Source organism: Stutzerimonas stutzeri (assembly GCF_024448895.1).
In the GTDB taxonomy this organism is placed as follows: domain Bacteria; phylum Pseudomonadota; class Gammaproteobacteria; order Pseudomonadales; family Pseudomonadaceae; genus Stutzerimonas; species Stutzerimonas stutzeri_Q.
Genome location: NZ_JAMOIC010000013.1, coordinates 18953 through 38779, shown reverse-complemented (window position 1 = coordinate 38779; position 19827 = coordinate 18953). Strand labels below are relative to the sequence as shown.

Sequence of the window (19827 nt, the reverse complement as noted above, 5' to 3'; positions counted from 1 at the left end):
GAGTATGCGACAAGCCGCCGCATCGCAGAATTGAAAAGTCACACCACATCCATAACCTCACGGTTATGGATAAGCTCAGCGGTAGATAACAGCAGCTTCGCGCAACGCTTCGCAGCACCATTGCATCGCAAGGCTCGCCGCAAGCGTGGGATTGCTGCAGATGCCAACCGAGCCGCCCGGTTCTTTCACGCCCAGATTCACTTCGCACAGCTCGCCGTTGGCGAGGTCTTCACGCACGGCATCGAGCGGCGCGACCCAGACCGCATCGCTGACACGAACATAATGCCGGCTCAGCGCAACGGACAGCGTCTCCAGCCGCCGTGGCGGTGGCGCGATGCCCAGCTGAATGAACAAGCTGTCAGCATGTCGCCGAATAGTCGTACCGCCCTGAGGAAGCACCAGCGGAAAATCCTCAAGACGATTTGGGTCACCATCGAGCAAGGCGTGCCCCGGGCGAACAACCAAGGTCATGGATTCGCTATACAGGTGTTCGAAACTGAGCCCTTCGATCTGTGGCGCATCGGTCATCCGACCCACCACGAGATCCAACTCCCCGCTGCGCAACTGGCCAAGCAGATAGGCGCTCGGCCCGGAGACGACACTGACCACAAGCGCCGCATGTTGCGCATGCAGGCGCCGCACCACGTCCGGCAGCAGCGAGCTTTCCACAGTCGAGAGCGCCCCCAGCCGCACCATTCCGGCCTCGTGTTCACCGGCACGCAGGCTGCGAACGCCCTCACGCAGCGCCTGTACGCTGGGCCCTGCGTAGCGCAGAAACGCCTGCCCGGCAGCGGTCAGCGTCACCCCCTGCTTGCCACGATCGAACAATGTGGCCTCGAGCAGCGTTTCGAGTTCCTTGAGCGTCTTCGAAATCGCCGGCTGGCTGACTGCCATGGCCTGCGCTGCGCGAACCAGACTGCCCTGGCGAGCGACTTCGATGAAGCACAACAAGTGGCGGTATTTGATTCGGCTGTCGAGGTTCACGGAAGACCCTGGCGTCTGGATAAGCGCCTGTATTGTCCACGAGTCAGCCGGCTTGCCATAACCAAATCGCAGCACGATCGGGCGCTTGTGGAGATGTTCGATAACCGAACGGAGTTTATGAAAGTCCAAGTTTTAACGGGTTCAAGCCATTAACGGTACTCGCTGACGAACCAAGAATAGCGGTCATCTCGACCCAACAGGCGCAACACGTCGCCAACAACAAACGAGAGGCCTCACATGAAAACCACCGTTGCGATCATCGGCGCCGGGCCGTCCGGACTGTTACTTGGCCAGCTGTTGCACAAGGCTGGTATCCCCAACGTGATCATCGAGCGACAGAGCCCGGACTATGTCCTGAGCCGCATTCGGGCGGGAGTCCTCGAACAGGGACTTGTCGATCTGCTGCGCGAAGCCGGCGTGGCCGAGCGCATGGAAAGCGAAGGAATCGTGCATGAAGGCGTCCAGCTCGCCTTCGCCGGACGCCGTGAACGTATCGACCTCAAAGCGCTCACCGGTGGCAGCACTGTCATGGTCTATGGCCAGACCGAGGTCACCCGAGATCTGATGAACGCGCGCCACGAAAGCCAGGCACCGGCTTACTACGCATCGAGCGATGTTCAACTGCATGACCTGAAATCCGAAGCGCCTTACGTCACCTTCATCCACAACGGCGAAACGCAGCGACTGGACTGCGACTACATCGCCGGCTGCGATGGCTTTCACGGCATTTCGCGTAAAACCATTCCCGAGCAGTCACTGGAGATTTTCGAGCGCGTCTACCCGTTCGGCTGGCTGGGGCTGCTCAGCGATACGCCGCCCGTCCATGAGGAACTGATTTATGCCAACCACGAACGTGGCTTCGCGTTGTGCAGCATGCGGTCCGCTGCGCGCTCGCGTTATTACCTTCAGGTCGGACTGGATGAGCGGGTGGACGACTGGCCGGATGCACGATTCTGGGAAGAGCTCAAATGCCGCCTGCCAGCAGATATCGCCGCGCATCTGGTCACCGGCCCGTCGCTGGAGAAAAGCATCGCGCCGCTGCGAAGCTTCGTGGCTGAACCCATGCAATACGGGCGCCTGTTCCTCGTCGGAGATGCCGCGCATATCGTGCCGCCCACCGGAGCCAAAGGGCTCAATCTGGCGGCCAGCGATGTCAGTACGCTGTATCGCATCCTGACCAAGGCGATCAAGGAAGGACGGCGCGACCTTATCGAGCGTTACTCGCCCATCTGCTTGAGACGGGTGTGGAAAGCCGAGCGCTTTTCCTGGTGGATGACGTCATTGCTGCATCGCTTCCCGGACACCGATGGTTTCAGCCGCCGCATCCAGCAGAGCGAGCTGGATTACTTCACGAGCACCTCCGCCGGGCTTACTACGATCGCTGAAAACTATGTAGGCCTGCCCTACGAGCCGATTGAATAGCGCACGGGCGGCCCACCACTTGCTGGGCACCGGCCAGAGCCAGTGGTAGCGTTGATGCTTTGCGAAGGGGATCAAACCAATGGGCCATCGACCGGCAAAGGTTCCGGTTTTCAAGCTTTACGGCGATGGCCTGGAGTGGACAACGCCGGATCTCTTGCACTGCGAATCGATCCCGGAACGCAGCCAGCTGCATGACTGGGAAATACAGCCGCACCGTCATGCTGATCTGGTGCAGCTGCTTTACGTGCGCAGTGGCTGGGCGATGATCGAACTCGAAGGCGTACAGGCCCGGCTGGACTATCCGGCGATTCAGGTACTACCACCGTTGTGCGTCCACGGCTTCCGATTTTCAGAGCAGATTGAAGGCTACGTCATTACCTTGGCGAGCCCTCTGGCACATCAGATAGAAAGTAAGCTCGACTCCAGGCAGTCGATCTTCGGTACGTCTGGGCTCTACCCTGTCGGCGAGGACCTCGCCTATATCGACGGGGTGTTCGAGGCCATCCATCACGAGTACCTGCGACCGGCGCCTGCCCGGGAATTACAGTTGCACTCGCTGATCGGATTGATCAGCACCTGGCTGCGGCGGCAGCTTCATGCCCGCCAACAGCAGGAACGGCCGTCGCCTGGACAGGAACATGTGCAGGCATTTTCCGCGCTGGTCGAGGCGCGCTTTCGGGAGCAACTCTCCATCGAGCGCTACGCCCACCTGGTAGGGGTAACGCCAGCCCACCTGAACAACCTGACCCGCCGATTCACAGGCTATACCGCCCAGGAAATGGTGCATCAACGACTGGAGCTGGAAGCCAAGCGGCAGCTCACCTACAGCGCCTTGAGCGCCAAGCAGATCGCGGACGAGCTCGGCTTCTCTGATGCGGCTTATTTCTCACGTTTCTTCAAACGCATGACGGGCCAATCGCCACGGGCATTTCGTTTGGCAGGACCTAAGCGCTAACGAATATGCCGATGGAGATTAATATCCCTCTCAGGCAGTAATACCTGAAGCAAAACGGCGCGACTGGTGCCCACAGCGCGCCGCCGTTCTACTAACAACCGATCACTGACTCGCCTGCATTTTCTTCAGCTTGGCTCGCCGCGACAGCATGTTCAGGACCTCGATAGCCGCAGAGAACGCCATGGCGGCATAGACGTAGCCCTTGGGTACGTGCGCGCCGAAGCCTTCGGCAATCAGCGTCATGCCAATCATCAGCAGGAAGCCCAGAGCAAGCATTACCACCGTCGGATTGTCGTTGATGAACTTGGCAAGCGGATTGGCCGCCACCAGCATCACTGTTACCGCGACAACAACGGCGATAACCATGATCGGCACGTGTTCGGTCATCCCAACCGCGGTGATGATGCTGTCGATGGAAAACACCAGGTCAAGCAGGAGTATCTGGGCGATCGCAGCGTTGAAGCCAATCAACGCCGTAGTGCCGAGCGATTTGCCTTCGAACATATCGCCACCAGGCGTCGGGTCCATGCTGTGGTGGATTTCCTTGGTCGCCTTCCATAAGAGGAAGAGTCCGCCGGCGATCAGGATCATGTCCTTCCAGGAGAACGCATTGCCGAACAGCTCGATAACCGGTTCGGTGAGTTGCACGATCCACGCAACGGTGCCAAGCAGCCCTAGGCGCAAGACCAGCGCCAGACCGATGCCGATCCGACGCGCGCGCTCACGTTGGTGCTCGGGAAGCTTGTTGGTGAGGATAGAAATGAAAATAAGATTATCAATGCCGAGCACCACTTCCATGGCAATCAAAGTGGCCAAAGCCACCCATGTGGTGGGTTCGGAAAACAGCTGGATAAGCGATTCCATCAAAGCTCTCTTGGGATCAACAGGAAGATCGCGACCGGATCTGGCGCGAATTCGCGATCATATCTGCGGCTGCTCGTTGTTGGCTTATTTGGGCTGACAGATTTGTGTCGAATTTTGTTTGGTACAGCTTCCGCAGCTCTTTATCGGTTTTGCACGCCAGCTCTGCAGCCAATGCCTGGCCTATGTCGGATTGGCAGGCCAGGCATCCTTCTATACGACTAAATCCAGATTGACGCCTCTGCAGGTTAGGCGTTGTATACGCGCGTGCCGGTCGGCGCACCGCTATACAAACCTCCATTGCGTTTACTCGAGTTTCCACATGAGCATCTATCAAATAGTCCTGTGCACAGTTCTCAGCTTTGGCGTTCTGGGCACAGGCGCCCTTCTCGACTACCGAAACCTGGACCGCGAAAGGGCTGCGAGAACTACCGATTTCTCGAACCCGAACACCCTGCTCACAGGCCGCACCAAGCAGCGAGAAGACGACGACGCAAAGGGTAAGTCCACTACCTAGCAACACAGCCCGGCTTATCGAACGCGAGGCCATTTTTGCGGCCTCGCTTCAGTAGCCTCATCGTTTCCTTTTTGCGCGCACGTCCATCCCCTCACCCACTACCAGCCAAGCTTCTTCGCCAATTCTTGCCTCACTCCTTGAGCCGCAGAACTCAGCTCATACTCGCCGATATCGCTTCAATGCAATGACGCTAGACGGCCCGTACGACCCTCTCCATCGTTCCCGGTTATCGAGCCGCCCCCGCCCCGCTAGCCGATAATCGCCCGCTGTTTGTCCAGCCCCTACCAATAGCAACACCGTCAGAGTGGACGTATGCCCGTTTTTACGTATTAACTAGGTAGTACATTTTCAGGGGTGACTCCAATGACAACAATCATCCTGGTGCTGAACGGGCCCAATCTCAACTTGCTTGGCACACGTGAACCAGCGACCTATGGCCATGAAACGCTCGATGACATCGCCCGCCTTTGCCGTGACACGGCCGAGTCTCATGGCTTGGAGGTCGACTTCTTCCAGACCAATCATGAAGGCGAGCTGATCGAGCGCATCCATCAGGCTCGCGGAATGTGCGCCGGCATCCTGATCAACCCGGCCGCCTGGACACACACATCCGTGGCGATCCGCGACGCCCTGGCCGCTGTCGAACTGCCGGTCATCGAAGTGCATCTTTCCAATGTCCACAAGCGCGAATCTTTTCGCCATCAGTCCTACGTTTCACCCGTTGCGGTTGGTGTCATCTGTGGTTTGGGGAGCAATGGTTATCGCCTGGGTATAGAGCATTTCGCTCGGCTGCTGGGAGCGAAATCATGAGTAATTCCTCCGCTAACGCCGTACTGGCCGGGCTGATTGGCTCGGGCATTCAAGCCTCACGCTCCCCTGCCCTGCATGAGCACGAAGGCGATGCTCAAGGCCTTCGCTACCTATACCGACTCATTGACCTTGACGCACTGGGGCTCGACCTCTCGGCGTTGCCAAGCCTGCTCGAAGCGGCTCAGCACATGGGCTACACCGGCCTGAACATCACCTATCCGTGCAAGCAGGCCGTCATTCCCCTGCTTGACGAACTCTCTGAAGAGGCAGCGAGCATTGGCGCGGTGAACACCGTGGTATTGCGCGACGGCAAGCGAGTCGGTCACAACACCGACGCGCTTGGCTTCGGAGAAGGGTTTCGACGGGGCTTGCCGAACGCCGCTCGCCAGCGTGTCGTGCAGATGGGTGCAGGTGGTGCCGGAGCGGCGGTCGCCCATGCATTGCTCAGCCAGGGCGTCGAGCAGCTGACTTTGTTCGAGGTCGACCCAACGCGTGCGCAGGCTCTGGTGGATAATCTGTCGCGTCATTTTGGCAGCGACCGGGCGCTGGTCGGTACGGATCTCGCCGCAGCGATGGCGCAGGCCGATGGCTTGGTCAACACCACCCCCATGGGAATGACCAAGCTACCCGGAACTCCCGTGCCGGCCGCGCTGCTGCGTGCCGCGCTTTGGGTATCCGAAATCGTCTACTTCCCGCTGGAAACCCAGTTGTTGCGCGATGCACGAGCACTGGGTTGCCAGACACTGGATGGCAGCGTCATGGCGGTTTTTCAGGCAGTGAAGGCATTCGAACTCTTCAGCGGAAGACAGGCAGACGCCGACCGCATGCTGAAGCACTTCGCAAGTTTCGTTTGAAAACGCCCTGACGGGCACAAGCCGGCGACCTTGACGTCGCCGACCTAACAAAAACAAGAGGTGCGTGCGAGATGAAAAGCCTCGTTGAATGGTACTTCCGGCTGCTGAAACTGCTGGTTGTCGGCTGCATGGCGGTCATGGTGGTGATGGTGTTCGGCAACGTCGTGCTGCGCTATGCATTCAACTCAGGCATCAGCGTCAGCGAAGAACTGTCGCGCTGGTGCTTCGTCTGGATGGTATTTCTGGGCGCGCTTATCGCACTGCGCGAGCACGCCCATCTCGGTTTGGACAGCATCGTGAAAAAGCTGCCACCGATCGGCCAGCGCGTCTGCCTGGTGATCGGGCACCTGCTGATGCTCTTCGGCTGCTGGCTGATCACCAAAGGCAGCTGGGCGCAGGCGGTCATCAACCTGGACGTGACGGCGCCGGCTTCGGGGCTTTCCATGGCCTGGTTCTACGCAGCGGGCGTTGTGTTTGGCGTCAGCGCCAGTGCCATCCTGCTGGTCGAGCTGGTCCAGGCCCTGCGCGGAAAAGTCGACGGAGCGGGCGACGGACACGCACCTGAACCTCCGCATTCGCTGACGCCGCCAACCGATGCGAGGACTCAGCCATGACGCTGCTCGTTTTCCTCGGATCGTTGCTCGGCACCATGGCACTAGGCATTCCGATTGCCTTTGCACTGCTGCTCGTCGGTGTCGCACTGATGCTCTACCTCGGGCTGTTCGACGCTCAGATCATCGCCCAGAACCTGCTCAACGGTGCTGACAGCTTCCCACTGATGGCTGTGCCATTCTTCATGTTGGCTGGCGAGATCATGAATGCGGGCGGGTTGTCGCGACGCATCGTCAACATCGCGATGGCATTGGTCGGGCACAAACGCGGTGGTCTCGGCTATGTGGCGATCATCGCTTCGTGCCTGCTGGCATCGCTTTCAGGCTCAGCGGTGGCTGATGCAGCAGCCCTCGCGGCGCTGCTGGTGCCAATGATGGTTTCGGCTGGACACAGCCGGCACCGCTCAGCTGGCTTGATTGCTGCGGGTGGGATCATTGCACCGATCATTCCGCCGAGCATCGGCTTCATCGTCTTCGGCGTAGCGTCGGGGGTATCGATCTCCAAGCTGTTCCTGGCCGGTATCGTCCCCGGATTGATGCTTGGTGGTGCGCTGGCCATCGCCTGGTGGATCGTCTCGCGGCGGGAAGTCGTGGATACGCCTCCCAAACGCAGCCGCAAGGAAGTGCTCAAAGCCATAACCGAAGGCAGCTGGGCGCTGGGTCTGCCGGTAATCATCATCGTGGGTCTCAAGTTCGGTATTTTTACTCCGACCGAAGCGGCGGTCGTCGCGGCCGTCTATGCGCTATTCGTGTCGGTCGTGATCTACCGAGAGTTGAAACTGGCCGACCTCTACAAAGTGACGCTGGCCGCGGCGCGAACCACATCGGTGGTCATGTTGCTGGTCGCTGCCGCCATGGTCTCGTCCTGGCTGGTCACCATTGCCGATCTTCCGGGTCAACTGGCCGACCTGCTTGCACCGCTGATGGACAGCCCCACCCTGCTGCTGATTGCCGTGATGCTGGTCATCATCGCAGTCGGCACGGTGATGGACATGACGCCAACCATCCTGATCCTGACGCCCGTGCTGATGCCTGCCATCACGCAGGCCGGCATCGATCCCGTGTATTTCGGCGTGCTGTTTCTGATCAACACCTCCATCGGATTGATCACGCCCCCGGTGGGCACGGTGCTGAACGTGGTCTGCGGCGTCTCGAAGCTGAAAATTGACGAGATCGTACGCGGTGTCTGGCCATTTCTGCTCGCCCAACTTTTTGTACTTCTGCTGCTCGTGCTGTTCCCGGTGCTGGTTACCGGGCCGATGAAGTTTTTCGCCGGTTAGCCGGCATCCCTGTGCTTCGCCCAACAACAACAATGGAGATTCACATGAACAACTGGTTGAAAACCCTCACCGCCGCAGTCTGCGCTACCGGCCTCGCTGTAGGCAGCCTGCAAGCTCATGCGGCCGACTACCGCGATCACACGCTGCGCTTCGCCTTTCAGAATGTGAAAGACCACCCGCAAGGCCTCGGCGCGCAGAAATTCGCGGATCTGGTGAGTGAAAAGTCAGGCGGCAAGATGAAGGTTCGCCTGTTCGCGGGCGGCACCCTCGGTGGCGATCTGCAGACGGTCTCTGCTCTGCAGGGCGGCACGCTCGACGTCACCGTGTTGAACTCCGGCATTCTTGCGGCTCAGGTGCCGGATTTCGCTCTGTTCGACTTCCCGTTCTTGTTCGAAAGCAGCGAGCAGGCCTATGCCGTCATGGACGGCCCGGTGGGTCAGGAGCTGGGCAAGCGACTGGAGAGCAAAGGGCTCATCGGTCTCGGCTACTGGGACCTGGGGTTCCGCCAAGTGACCAACAACAGCCGCGCGATCACCGGGCCGAAGGATCTGGAAGGTTTGAAAATTCGCGTCATCCAGTCGCCGATCTATCTGGAAACCTTCAAAGCCCTGGGTGCCAACCCCGTCCCGATGCCATTCCCTGAGGTCTACACAGGGTTGGAGCAGCGCACCGTCGACGGTCAGGAAAACCCGTTCACCGTGATCGAAGGCAGCAAATTCAACGAGGTGCAGAAATACCTCTCAGCGACCAACCACATCTATAACCCGCAATCGTTGATCATTGGGCAGAAGACCTGGAATCGTCTGAATGCCGATGAACAGGCGTTGATCCGCGAGGCCGCCACAGAGGCGACCCAGTACCAGCGCGAGATCACCCAGGAGCGCCAGGGTCAGGCCCTGGAATCCCTGAAGCAGTCCATGGAGTTCAACGAGGTGGACAAGCAGGCGTTGGCCGCCTTCCGCGAGAAGGTCAAGCCGGTGATCGAGCAGTTCTCAAAGGACATCGATCCGGCCTTGCTGAAAACCCTGCACGAGGCGGTTGGCCAGTAACGGTTGAGGGGCAAAAGGAAGACGGGCAATAGCCCGTCTTTTTTATGCTCATGGGTAAGGATTGCCAGCGGACGGGCGTCCCGCCCAGGGTCACTTAAGCCAGAACGTACCGGATTACGGCATCACCAATCATCTGCTTATGACGCTCAAAGACGGACGCTTCTGAAAGGTCGATCTCGTGAATGGTCGAAAACGTATGTCGGTTCGATACTCGGAAGAAGCAGAACGAGCTGATCAGCATATGCAGATCGAGCGGGTCGACATCGCGGCGAAACAGCCCGGCGGCGACACCCCGATCGAGAATCGAAGCGATGGACGTCAGCACTGATTTGTTCAGCGCCGCGATTACCTGTGACTTGGCAATGTGCGCGCCCTTGTGAATGTTCTCGATGCTCACCACGCGGATGAAATCCACGTTGCGGTTGTGATGCTCGAACGTGAACTCCACAAGCCGGCGAATTGCCTCGTCGGGCGCCAGCTCATCCAGTTTCAACTCCTCTTCGGTAGCACGGATGTCGCCATAGAGCTTTTCCAGCACAGCAAGGTAGAGCTGCTCCTTGCTGCCGAAATAGTAGTAGATCATCCGCTTTGAGGTTCGGGTGCGCTCGGCAATCGCATCGACACGCGCACCGCTGAGCCCTTGCTCGGCAAACTCGGCAACAGCGGCCAGAAGAATTTCCTGACGGGTCTTTTCCGGATTGTTCTTGCGCGGCAGACGTGTGACGGGTGCTGCTTCGATGGACGTGTCCGACATGTAGGGCTCGGTCGCTCGGCGGATGCGCCGCAATTATCATTGGCAGCCAATGAAAAGTCATTGACTGCTCACGGGTTCAGGGCCGGGACGCGCGCCCGGCACGCGCTTGCGCCATGGCGGCCAGGCGCACCGCGACGTTTGCGGCACCGTAACCCACATAGTCCTTGCGTTGAAGGATTTCAAAGAAGAATCGATCTTCGAACGGCTCGGTATAGACGTGAAAGAACTCACCACCCTGGGCGTCGCGATCGTATAGCACGTTGTAGTACGCGAGCTGGCTGAGGAAGTCGTCGTCGAAATCGAACCGCGCCGCCAGATCGTCGTAATAATTCATCGGGATTTCCAGTAACGGAACCCCTGCCTCTTTGACGCGACTGACGGCGGCGAAAATATCATCGCAGGCAAAAGCGATGTGGTGCACGCCGGAACCGCGGTAATGCGACAGTGCATGAGAGATCGCAGTGTTGCGGTTCTCCGAAATGTTCAATGGCAGGCGCACCGTTCCGCAGCGGCTGCGGATGGCGCGGCTCTTTACCAGGCCGTATGGGTCCGGCAGCACCACTTCATCGTCAGCCTCGAAATCGAGCACGGTCTTGTAAAACAGCACCCAGCTATCCAGGCTCTCGGCCGGCAACGCCATCGCCAAATGGTCGATGCGCAGCAAGGGGCCACTGCTAGTGACTGGCGTCAGATCAAAATCGGTTTCATAAATGCTGCCGGTTTCCGGGTTGTCGACTACCAGATACAGCAGGCTTCCATCCGGCGCCCGCACCGCCGGAATCTCACGTTCGTTTGGCCCGACCAGACCGCGATACGGCTGGCCACCATACTGTCGAGCCCGTTCGAGTGCTTCCCCGCTATCACGGACTTTGAGTGCGGTCGCGCAAAGTGAAGGCCCATGCGCTTCCAGAAACCCGTGAGCGAAAGAATACGGCTCGCTGTTCAACACCAGATTGATGTCACCCTGGCGCAACAGGCTGACCGACTTGCTGCGGTGCCGCCCTGCCTGTGAAAACCCAAGCTTTCCGAGCAGCAATGAAAGCCGTGCACCTAGCGGCTCATCAACGGCGAACTCCAGGAATTCTACGCCCTGCATTGGCCCCACCGCAGGCGGTTGAAACAAGGATTGAGTAATTTCGTGATGCTGGTGATGAAGCAGGTCTGCGGTCTTTTCCTCAAGATAGCGCAGCGAGCGAAGACCATCGACGGCGTTCTGCCGCGGTGGCGCTGCCCGAAAGCCATCGTTGAAGACTTCAAGCGAAATCGGACCCTGGTAACCGGCGCGTAAAATAGGTGCAAGAAAGCCCGGTAAGTCGAATTCTCCCTGGCCGGGGAAGCAGCGGAAATGTCGGCTCCACTCGAGCACGTCCATGGCCAGCAGGGGTGCGTCTGCGAGCTGGACAAAGAAGATCTTGTCGCCCGGTATCTCGATGATCCCGCTCGGATCATCCTTCAGCGAAAGCGTATGGAAACTGTCCAGAAGCACGCCAAGGTTCGGGTGATCGGCCTCACGCACGATGTCCCAGACCTGGCGCCAGGTCTTCACGTGCCGGCCCCAGGCGAGCGCTTCATAGCCGATTCGAAGATTGCGGGTCGCAGCGCGTTCAGCCAGCTGGCGCAGATCGTCGACCAGAATGTCCGTATCCCCGATCGAATCGACGGCGACATTGCTGCACACCAGCACCAGATCGGTACCCAACTCCTGCATCAGATCGAACTTGCGCTCGGCGCGCTCGAGGTTGCGACCTAGGCGATCGCGCCGGCAGCCCTCGAAATCGCGAAATGGCTGAAACAGCGAGACCTCCAGCCCAAGCTCGCGCGTCATGCGACCAACCTCACGCGGGCTCGCGCCGTGATACAGCAGGTCGTTTTCGAAGATCTCGACGCCGTCGAATCCCGCCGCCGCAATGGCTTCGAGCTTCTCGGGTAGCGTACCGCTAAGGGAAACGGTGGCGATGGAACGCTTCATGGGACCTCCTGCTGGCCAGGCCGCCATTGCGACCCGATGTGTTCGGACGTTCCCATGATTATTGGAGGCGCCGTCGCCGCAGGCAAGAAAATGTACTAACTAGTTACTTTATTCGGGCGATTATCGGACAGTTCTAAATTTCGACTCGGCGAGGGTTTTATCAGCACTCAGCGCTGCCGATCCATGATGGCTTGCGTAGTGCCTACTCAACCCCATCGACTCGTTCGTCCAAGCGATGCACGAGATCGATTTCAACTCTGCTCTCACCCGCTTCGGCCAAGGCTGGCCATGTCGAAGCGCGTCAGTCGGCCGGTGTCCAGGTAACAGCAAGCGGCCCCAGCCCAGCCCGGGGGCAGATCAGGGTGCATTGCCGCTGCAGTCGTGCAGACGTATTACGTCCTGAGCGAGCCGAGCCGGCTAGGTGCAGAAAAAGCAAAGCCCGCACACGGCGGGCTTGCAGCTCGATTTTGTCTTACTGACCTTGAATGACGGTTGCGCTGTTGTTCGACCCGTTTTGCAGAATGCTCGCGATATTGGTCGCCGCACCTTCTACGTTGACGTTCTGAGTCAGCGAAGCGACGTTGGCGGTGCCGGTTTGCGAAACCGTACCTATATCGCCCTCGCCCCACCATCCGCCCTGGGTGGCTTCGATAATGTTGTCAGCGCCATTCTGAGCCAGGTCCAGCAGGTTGTTGTCTCCGGTCTGGCTAATGTCGGCCTGGTTGTTATCGCCGATGGAGGTGCCGGTGATGATGGTATTGCGTCCGCCCTGATCAACGGTCAGCTGATTGCCAGCTCCAGCCTGGCTGAAATCCAACATGCTCCATGCGCCTGTGGCGATGACCTTGGCGCTGTTTTCCTGTCCGTCCTGAATAAGCTCTACTCGACCACCGGGATGACGGCCGCCATCGGTCTGCTGGATATCGGCAGCGTTGGATTCACCGATTTGGGTGACTGTGGCGCTCGCACCAAAGGGCCATGCGGTTTGCTGCAGTTTCAGGCTGTTGTTCGTGCCGATTTGGCTGGTCTCGGCTCTGGCGCCGCCTTCCTGAATGATCAGGGCCCGGTTAACCGTACCGCTCTGGTAGGCGAAAAGGTCATTCACACGAACGGACTGCTCAACGTTGATGCTATGGCCGTTGCCGTCTTGAACGATCGAAGCTGAGTTCGCGGCATCATCGAGCTGGCTCACGACAGCCGAATTGAAGGTCCCTGACTGATCGATTGCAGCGCTGTGATTGCCGCTGTACTCATCATAGGTATTGAACTGGTAAAGCCGCTGATAATTGCCTTCGCCCTGCTGAGTCAACCGGGCATCACTGCCCTGCCCAAACTGTTCGCTGATGATGATGTTGCTCGATCCGCTCTGGGAGGTCGCAAGCCCCAGATCGGTTCCGGATTGGGTGGCATCCAGAATGTTGCCATTGCCGTATTGCTCGGTAGCCGCTCGATTATCGGCGTGCGCTTGGCTCGCCAGCACAACAGAGAGAGCGGCAGCCAGAAGAGAACGAGTGAACATGGCTCAGAATCCTTTGAGTGAGGGAGAACGATTTTTCGTCAAATGGCAGACGTGGAACATGGGCTGAAGGATTGAATCTACGGGGCTGATCAGCGCCGTTGACTCTAGATTCAGCCAGATTGGCTCGTGTGCATTCACAGATGTAGGTTCTCGGCTCGCGATTAAGTTGCAACGTCCTTTGCGCCTGCCGCGTGGCAATCACCGATTCAATGGGAAGCGCGCTCTTGAATATAGTCAAAAGATCGCGCAGCACAGGAGATGATTGATTTACCGTCGTTATTTGCGCGAGTTAACAGTTTTGCGTGACCTCTTGCCGCCGTCGATGACAGTCACACATACCCAACGCATCATGCATGCCTGACGCCGTGGCGCAGGACAAGGACCGAACCCTCGCATGCAACCTACTCTCTCTGCTTCGCTGGACTATGCCGGGCAAAGCTCGCCGGGGCGCAGGCGTAGTCATAATGAAGACGCACTGCTTTGCGCGCCTGCGCTGGGTTTATGGGCGATCGCCGACGGGATGGGTGGCCATCAGTGCGGAGAAGTCGCGAGCACCCTCGCACTGACAGCATTGCAGCAAGCAATCGAAGATGGCGAAGCATTGGTGCCGGCGGTGCGCGTTGCCAATCAGGCCGTGCTCGAAGCATCGCTTGATGACGGGATGGGCACTACGCTCGTCGCGGCGCAATTCGACGGGATCGACTTCGAACTTGCCTGGGTCGGCGATAGCCGCGCCTATCTGGTGAGGAGCCACGGTATCGAGCAGCTGACCCGCGACCACAGCTGGGTGCAGATGATGATCGATGCGGGTGAGTTGAAGCCCGCTGAAGCCGAAGGACATGCCTGGCGCAACATCATTCTGCGTTGTCTGGGGCGCGAGGAACCGCTGGAGATTGGCACCATCAGCGGTAGCCTCAAGCCTGATGAGCTGCTTTTGCTCTGCAGTGACGGATTGACCAACGAGCTGACAGACGCACAGATCCACGCCAGCTGTACCTTTGCCGATACGCTGGAGAACCTAGTTGAACAACTGATCGACCAGGCCAACCGGCACGGCGGTCGTGACAATGTTTCATGCATCGTTATCGGCCGGCCCGCGCCGCCCCCAGCGGCCGAATCCCGAGGCCGTCGTTTCATCAACATGCTGTTAAAACCTCTCAAGTCGTAATTAGGCGCACGCTTAGATGACGCAACGGATGCTTGAAATACCGGGCTATCGCCTGCACAAACGACTCGGAAAAGGCGGAATGGCCGAGGTCTACCTGGCCACTCAGCTGTCGCTGGATCGCGAGGTAGCGATCAAAGTGCTGCTGCGCACCGAAGATGCAGCCTTCACCGAGCGCTTCATCCAGGAAGGCCATATCGTCGCCTCCCTGCGCCATCCCGCCATCATTACCATCCACGACATCGGCCAGATTGCCGATGGCCGTCATTACCTGGCCATGGAGTACATCGGCGGTGGTGATCTGGCACAGCATCGCGGGATAGTGTTCTCGCCGTCCCGTGCGCTCGACATTATCCGGCAGCTGGGCGGCGGCCTGGCGGTCGTGCATGACGGCGGACTTATCCACCGTGACGTGAAACCAGCCAACATCCTGTTCCGAGACGACGGCAGCGCCGTGCTCACAGACTTCGGCGTCGCCAAAGCGGTGGAACTGGACAATGAACTCACACATTTCGGCATTGCAGTGGGCAGCCCGGCATACAGCAGCCCGGAGCAGGCGCAGTGCCAGCCGCTGGATGCACGCAGCGACATCTACAGCCTCGGTGTGATCCTCGTGGAGATGCTCACCGGAGCCAACCCATTCCGCGCCAAGAGCTACCCACAGACAGTTCTCAACCATGTGCAGATGCCCTTGCCAGAGTTGCCACCGGCTCTGGCTCCCTATCAGGAGCTGCTGGATCGGATGCTGGCCAAGCAGCCGGACGACCGCTACGGCAATTGCCGCGAACTGCTGGCAGCCATCGACACACTCACCGAGCCGGACATGGATCTGACCCGGATCGCGCCGGCGGTAGTCATCGAGCCCAGACCCAGAGGGCCTCGTCGACGAGGACTGAGCCGCCTGGGCACGATGGGCGTTGCGCTACTGGTGTTGGTCGTCATCGGTTTCGGCGGTTATCAAGGGGTTCAGTACAGTCGCCTGCACAACCTTCTCAGCCAGGGAGACCAGCGTTTGGCCAATGGGCAGTTGATGACGCCGCCTTTCGACAACGCTGATCACTACTATCGCCAAGCCTTGCGCCTGGATGCGGACAATCCTCAAGCGCTGGAGGGCCTACGCCGGGTCCTCGATGCACGCATTGCCGACGCCCTGACGCTGGCCGCCCAGCGGCTGGCCAGCGATCAGTTGCTCGAGCCGGCCGAGGACAGCGCCGTTTACTACTATCGCCAGGTGCTGGGATGGTTGCCCGGTAACGAAGCGGCGCGTGACGGACTGACACAGGTCAGCGAGCGCTACATCGAGTTAGCCGAAGCGGCCTACTCGCGGCGCGAATTTGCACTAGCACAGGAATACATCCAGCAAGGGCTCGAGGTGGCGCCAGAGCACGAAACGTTGCTCGCGCTGCGCGACGGGCATCTGCAGCGCGTTGCCAAGGCACGCGCACCGCGACCTGTCCCTCGGCCTGTCGCCAGCCCTTCCCGAACGCCCACGAATACCGCTCAGACTTCCCAGCCGCCTGCCAATCCGGTCAAGCGCTTGTGGAACCGAATATTCAATCCGTAATTCCAGGCTCGGTTTCAACCCTCGACCAGACGATCAGCCCTTCCCGCTCAAGGTATCGAATACATGCTCAGGATCCATTTCGTTGACAATCGCCAGAGTCCTGTCTGGCTTGCCGATGAACGCTTCACGCTTGGTTCGGACGCAAGCAATGATCTGGTGCTGAAGGATGCCGGGATAGCGCCTTTCCATGCCGAGCTGCGCCTGGACAATCGCTTCTACTACCTGACCGACCTCAGCTCGCCAGGCGGCACCTTCGTCAACGAGGAGAAGATTGGTGAGCGCTATCAGATTCGCTCGGGCGACCGGGTACGCCTGGGCTTGCTGGAGCTGGAAATCGTCGACCCAGCCAAGGTGGGCGCCAAGGTCGCACTGGCGCCACGCTGGCTTCTACAGGTCATCAAGGGGGAGAACCAGGGGCACAAATATCACATCACCGGTTCGATGACGTTCGGGCGGTCTGTCAAGTGCGAACTTTGCTTCAGCGACGCTGAGCTGTCCCGCCGTCACGCCGAGTTCTATCTCAAAGGCGACAGTCTCGAAGTGAAGGATCTGGCCTCTGCGAACGGCCTGATGGTGAATCGCGCCAAGGTGGCTACTGCCGTATTGCAGCCGGGCGATCAGGTTCAGCTAGGCAGTACCACCCTGCTGGTGATCGGCCCCAAGATTCAAACGCAGGAACTCGTGGACGAAGACGCCACCGTATTCGTTCGCGCCGCAGATCTGCCCCCTGTAGCGCCCGCCAAACCTGTCCGGCAGCGCCCTGCCGCGCCCAATCCCCTGCACGCCGGCGCAACTGTTCCGGCAAACCCTAAACCCCAGCCAAATGAACGAGGAAAATCCAGCTCGCGCCTTCCCTGGCTGATCGGTGCGCTAGGGCTGGCCGTCGTTGCGGGTGTCATCGGGCAACGTTTGATCTAGACCCGTTCGCGTGTTGTAAACCGCCGCTTTGATTCGAAAGCTTCCGAGCGTCCTAGGTCGTGCTCAAGAGGCTAGTAGTCCGGCACGCGGCGCCGGCATGATCGGTTTTGCCATCATGCTGGCGGAACTCCGCCCTTCCACTCCCTCGTAAACGGCGGCTAACCGCCATTATCGACTCTCCAACGATGACTTTTGTCAGCGGCAGCTGGATAAAGGCACGCCGCCTCCTGCTTCAACCCACTCAATGACCCAGCCCGGAGCCGATTCGGCCTGCAGGGCAGGTCGTCTTCACCTTAGAAAAATTCCACCGTAACAATGGCGCTAACGCTTGGCATAGGCATTGCTCAGGTAGGAAGTGCAGGTTGAGTACCGCGGCTCCAGGCAGACGCCACGAGCAACCCTATTCGTACCTGCCGCGGCCAGGACGGCCGACCTACCGGTACGTTTCAGTACCAACAACAACAATGCTGGTTACCCCTGGAGAATCATCCATGAACGCCCTCAGGCGCGCTTGGGATCACTTCGAGGAGGGCTTCATCGCCTTCCTGCTTGCTGCCATGACGTTAGTGACCTTCGTCTACGTCATTCTCAATAACCTCTACACCGCGTTCTACACCCTGGGGGAACGGTTCTCGGGCGCTGAGGACCTGTTCTTTGCAATGGGTGACTTCACCATCGGTCTGGCCCAGTCGATGACCTGGAGCACTGCCCTGACAAAAGCACTCTTCGCCTGGCTGATCTTTTTCGGGTTGGCTTACGGCGTACGCACCGCCGGGCATATCGGTGTCGACGCGCTGGTCAAGCTCGCCCCTCGCCACGTCCAGCGCTATATCGGAATTCTGGCTTGCCTGTTCTGCCTGGGCTATGCCGGTCTGTTGGCCACCGCCAGCTTCCGGTGGATTACTGCGCTGCTTGGCGCTGATATCGGCGCGGAGGATCTGGGTCATTTCGGCGTCAAGCAATGGCATATCGGCATGATCGTCCCGATCGGATTTGCCATGGTCTTTATCCGCTTCAGTGAGATTTTCCTGCGCTTGGTGCGTAATGAACAAACCGGTCTCGGATTGGCAGACGAAGCCGCCGAAGCCGTCAAACTGGGCGCTGAGGAGTCGAAATAAATGACCATTCTTTTCCTCTTCGTCGCGCTTTTCGCGCTGATGTTCATTGGCGTTCCGGTAGCCATATCACTGGGGCTCGCCGGTTCGCTGACGATACTGCTGTTCAGCCCGGACTCGGTCACCTCGCTGGCAATCAAACTGTTCGAAACGTCCGAACACTACACACTGCTTGCGATCCCGTTCTTCCTGCTCGCCGGCGCATTCATGACCACCGGCGGTGTCGCCCGCAGGCTGATCGATTTCGCCAACGCTTGCGTCGGTCACATTCGCGGCGGGCTGGCCATCGGCGCGGTTCTGGCGTGCATGTTGTTCGCTGCGCTATCGGGCTCCAGCCCGGCGACCGTAGCGGCTGTTGGCTCCATCGCCATCGCAGGCATGGTGCGATCCGGTTATCCGCAAGCCTTCGGTGCAGGCATCGTCTGTAACGCGGGTACGTTGGGCATCCTGATTCCACCTTCGGTCGTGATGGTGGTTTACGCCGCAGCCACGGAGACGTCGGTAGGCAAGCTATTCATGGCCGGGGTCGTACCAGGTCTACTGCTTGGCATCGTGCTGATGGCTGCCATCTACATCATCGCGGTGAAGAAAAAGCTTCCGGCACTGCCGCGTGCAACCTTCCGCGAATGGCTGTCGGCCGCCCGCAAAGCGGTCTGGGGTCTGTTGCTGATGGTGGTGATTCTCGGCGGCATCTATTCAGGCATGTTCACGCCGACAGAGGCTGCCGCCGTAGCGGCGATCTATTCTGCGGTAGTGGCGGTGTTCGTCTACAAGGACATCTCGCTGCGCGATTGCCCAAGGGTCGTTCTCGAGTCCGGCAAGCTGTCAATCATGCTCATGTTCATCATTGCCAACGCGATGCTGTTCGCGCACGTGTTGACCACTGAGCAGATTCCTCAGCAGATCACGGCTATGGTGCTTGAAGCGGGATTGCAGCCCTGGATGTTCCTGCTGGTAGTGAACATCGTGCTGCTGGTGGCCGGCGCTTTCATGGAGCCGTCTGCGATCATTCTGATCCTGGCGCCCATCCTGTTCCCTATCGCAATTGAACTGGGCATCGACCCCATCCACCTCGGCATCATCATGGTGGTCAACATGGAGATCGGCCTGATCACGCCGCCGGTGGGCCTCAACCTGTTCGTGACCTCGGCGGTAACGGGCATGACCGTGCCGCAGGTTGTCCGCGCAGCCATGCCGTGGCTGATGCTGTTGATCAGCTTCCTGGTCCTGATTACCTACATCCCCGCCTTGTCGCTCGCGCTTCCGAACGCATTGGGAATGTAAAACAAGAAGTCAGACGATCAAGCCCGGCTCAGGCCGGGCTTCTTTATGCATCTAAGAAAAGGCGATCCGGCGGGTCACATGCTGGCGAGTGCCTGCAACGGGTCGGTGCTTTGCTGTCTGCCCGCCGCTCGCACTAGGACTTAGCCGGCACCCTTCGGTTGAATGTTTCTGCAGTGCTGTTGGAACGTCGCTGACT

General features: G+C 59.2%; 18 protein-coding genes. 13 read left to right on the top strand and 5 right to left on the bottom strand.

From position 1 onward, the window contains the following. Positions 1 to 75 precede the first annotated feature (75 nt). Positions 76 to 984, bottom strand: a complete 909-nt coding sequence (gene pcaQ / locus NA619_RS15865) for a pca operon transcription factor PcaQ (protein ID WP_255962819.1) — start codon at positions 982 to 984, stop codon at positions 76 to 78. A gap of 237 nt (positions 985 to 1221) precedes the next feature. Between pcaQ and pobA the strand changes: the two genes are divergently transcribed. Together pobA and NA619_RS15855 are read left to right on the top strand one after the other, a co-directional pair. Continuing rightward, complete coding sequence (pobA, locus tag NA619_RS15860) at positions 1222 to 2406, top strand: 4-hydroxybenzoate 3-monooxygenase (protein WP_255962818.1); 1185 nt, start codon at positions 1222 to 1224, stop codon at positions 2404 to 2406. A 79-nt stretch (positions 2407 to 2485) separates the two neighbouring features. Continuing rightward, complete coding sequence (locus tag NA619_RS15855) at positions 2486 to 3361, top strand: helix-turn-helix domain-containing protein (RefSeq protein ID WP_255962817.1); 876 nt, start codon at positions 2486 to 2488, stop codon at positions 3359 to 3361. A gap of 102 nt (positions 3362 to 3463) precedes the next feature. On the opposite strand, the gene NA619_RS15850 is transcribed toward NA619_RS15855, so the two are convergent. After that, positions 3464 to 4225: a TerC family protein gene (locus NA619_RS15850; protein WP_255962816.1), complete on the bottom strand. Its 762-nt coding sequence runs from the start codon at positions 4223 to 4225 to the stop codon at positions 3464 to 3466. 319 nt (positions 4226 to 4544) lie between these two features. On the opposite strand from NA619_RS15850, the gene NA619_RS15845 reads away from it, so the two are divergent. From NA619_RS15845 to NA619_RS15820, 6 genes are all read left to right on the top strand, one after another. Further along, positions 4545 to 4739: a hypothetical protein gene (locus tag NA619_RS15845; RefSeq protein ID WP_255962815.1), complete on the top strand. Its 195-nt coding sequence runs from the start codon at positions 4545 to 4547 to the stop codon at positions 4737 to 4739. 363 nt (positions 4740 to 5102) lie between these two features. Next, entirely contained in the window at positions 5103 to 5549 is a 447-nt protein-coding gene (gene aroQ, locus NA619_RS15840) for a type II 3-dehydroquinate dehydratase (protein ID WP_255962814.1), read from the top strand. Then, on the top strand, positions 5546 to 6403 hold the full coding sequence (locus NA619_RS15835) for a shikimate dehydrogenase (protein WP_255962813.1): 858 nt from the start codon (positions 5546 to 5548) through the stop codon (positions 6401 to 6403). Before aroQ ends, NA619_RS15835 begins: the two co-directional genes overlap by 4 nt. 71 nt (positions 6404 to 6474) lie before the next feature. Further along, the gene (locus tag NA619_RS15830) at positions 6475 to 7017 is read left to right on the top strand and encodes a TRAP transporter small permease (protein WP_255962812.1); all 543 of its coding nucleotides are present in this window, start codon (positions 6475 to 6477) and stop codon (positions 7015 to 7017) included. Continuing rightward, the gene (locus NA619_RS15825) at positions 7014 to 8294 is read left to right on the top strand and encodes a TRAP transporter large permease subunit (RefSeq protein WP_255962811.1); all 1281 of its coding nucleotides are present in this window, start codon (positions 7014 to 7016) and stop codon (positions 8292 to 8294) included. Before NA619_RS15830 ends, NA619_RS15825 begins: the two co-directional genes overlap by 4 nt. 44 nt (positions 8295 to 8338) lie before the next feature. After that, positions 8339 to 9343 (top strand): TRAP transporter substrate-binding protein, encoded by a 1005-nt coding sequence (locus NA619_RS15820; RefSeq protein WP_255962810.1) that lies wholly within the window; start codon positions 8339 to 8341, stop codon positions 9341 to 9343. 94 nt (positions 9344 to 9437) lie between these two features. Here NA619_RS15820 and NA619_RS15815 read toward each other — a convergent pair whose 3' ends face one another. The 3 genes from NA619_RS15815 to NA619_RS15805 form a co-directional block, all read right to left on the bottom strand. Then, the gene (locus NA619_RS15815) at positions 9438 to 10097 is read right to left on the bottom strand and encodes a TetR/AcrR family transcriptional regulator (protein ID WP_255962809.1); all 660 of its coding nucleotides are present in this window, start codon (positions 10095 to 10097) and stop codon (positions 9438 to 9440) included. Between the two features lie 76 nt (positions 10098 to 10173). Beyond that, entirely contained in the window at positions 10174 to 12066 is a 1893-nt protein-coding gene (gene quiC, locus NA619_RS15810; RefSeq protein WP_255962808.1) for a 3-dehydroshikimate dehydratase QuiC, read from the bottom strand. A gap of 472 nt (positions 12067 to 12538) precedes the next feature. Next, positions 12539 to 13585: a hypothetical protein gene (locus NA619_RS15805; RefSeq protein WP_255962807.1), complete on the bottom strand. Its 1047-nt coding sequence runs from the start codon at positions 13583 to 13585 to the stop codon at positions 12539 to 12541. A 394-nt stretch (positions 13586 to 13979) separates the two neighbouring features. On the opposite strand from NA619_RS15805, the gene NA619_RS15800 reads away from it, so the two are divergent. The 5 genes from NA619_RS15800 to dctM all read left to right on the top strand — a co-directional run bounded on the left by NA619_RS15800 (position 13980) and on the right by dctM (position 19631). After that, on the top strand, positions 13980 to 14753 hold the full coding sequence (locus NA619_RS15800; RefSeq protein WP_255962806.1) for a PP2C family protein-serine/threonine phosphatase: 774 nt from the start codon (positions 13980 to 13982) through the stop codon (positions 14751 to 14753). A 16-nt stretch (positions 14754 to 14769) separates the two neighbouring features. Next, positions 14770 to 16314: a serine/threonine-protein kinase gene (locus tag NA619_RS15795; protein WP_255962805.1), complete on the top strand. Its 1545-nt coding sequence runs from the start codon at positions 14770 to 14772 to the stop codon at positions 16312 to 16314. Positions 16315 to 16377: 63 nt separating this feature from the next. Further along, entirely contained in the window at positions 16378 to 17232 is an 855-nt protein-coding gene (locus tag NA619_RS15790; protein ID WP_255962804.1) for an FHA domain-containing protein, read from the top strand. 491 nt (positions 17233 to 17723) lie between these two features. Further along, positions 17724 to 18350 carry a TRAP transporter small permease gene (locus tag NA619_RS15785; protein WP_255962803.1) on the top strand — a complete coding sequence of 209 codons (627 nt, stop codon included), beginning with the start codon at positions 17724 to 17726 and terminating at the stop codon, positions 18348 to 18350. Further along, positions 18351 to 19631 (top strand): C4-dicarboxylate TRAP transporter large permease protein DctM, encoded by a 1281-nt coding sequence (gene dctM, locus NA619_RS15780; RefSeq protein ID WP_255962802.1) that lies wholly within the window; start codon positions 18351 to 18353, stop codon positions 19629 to 19631. Positions 19632 to 19827 lie beyond the last annotated feature (196 nt).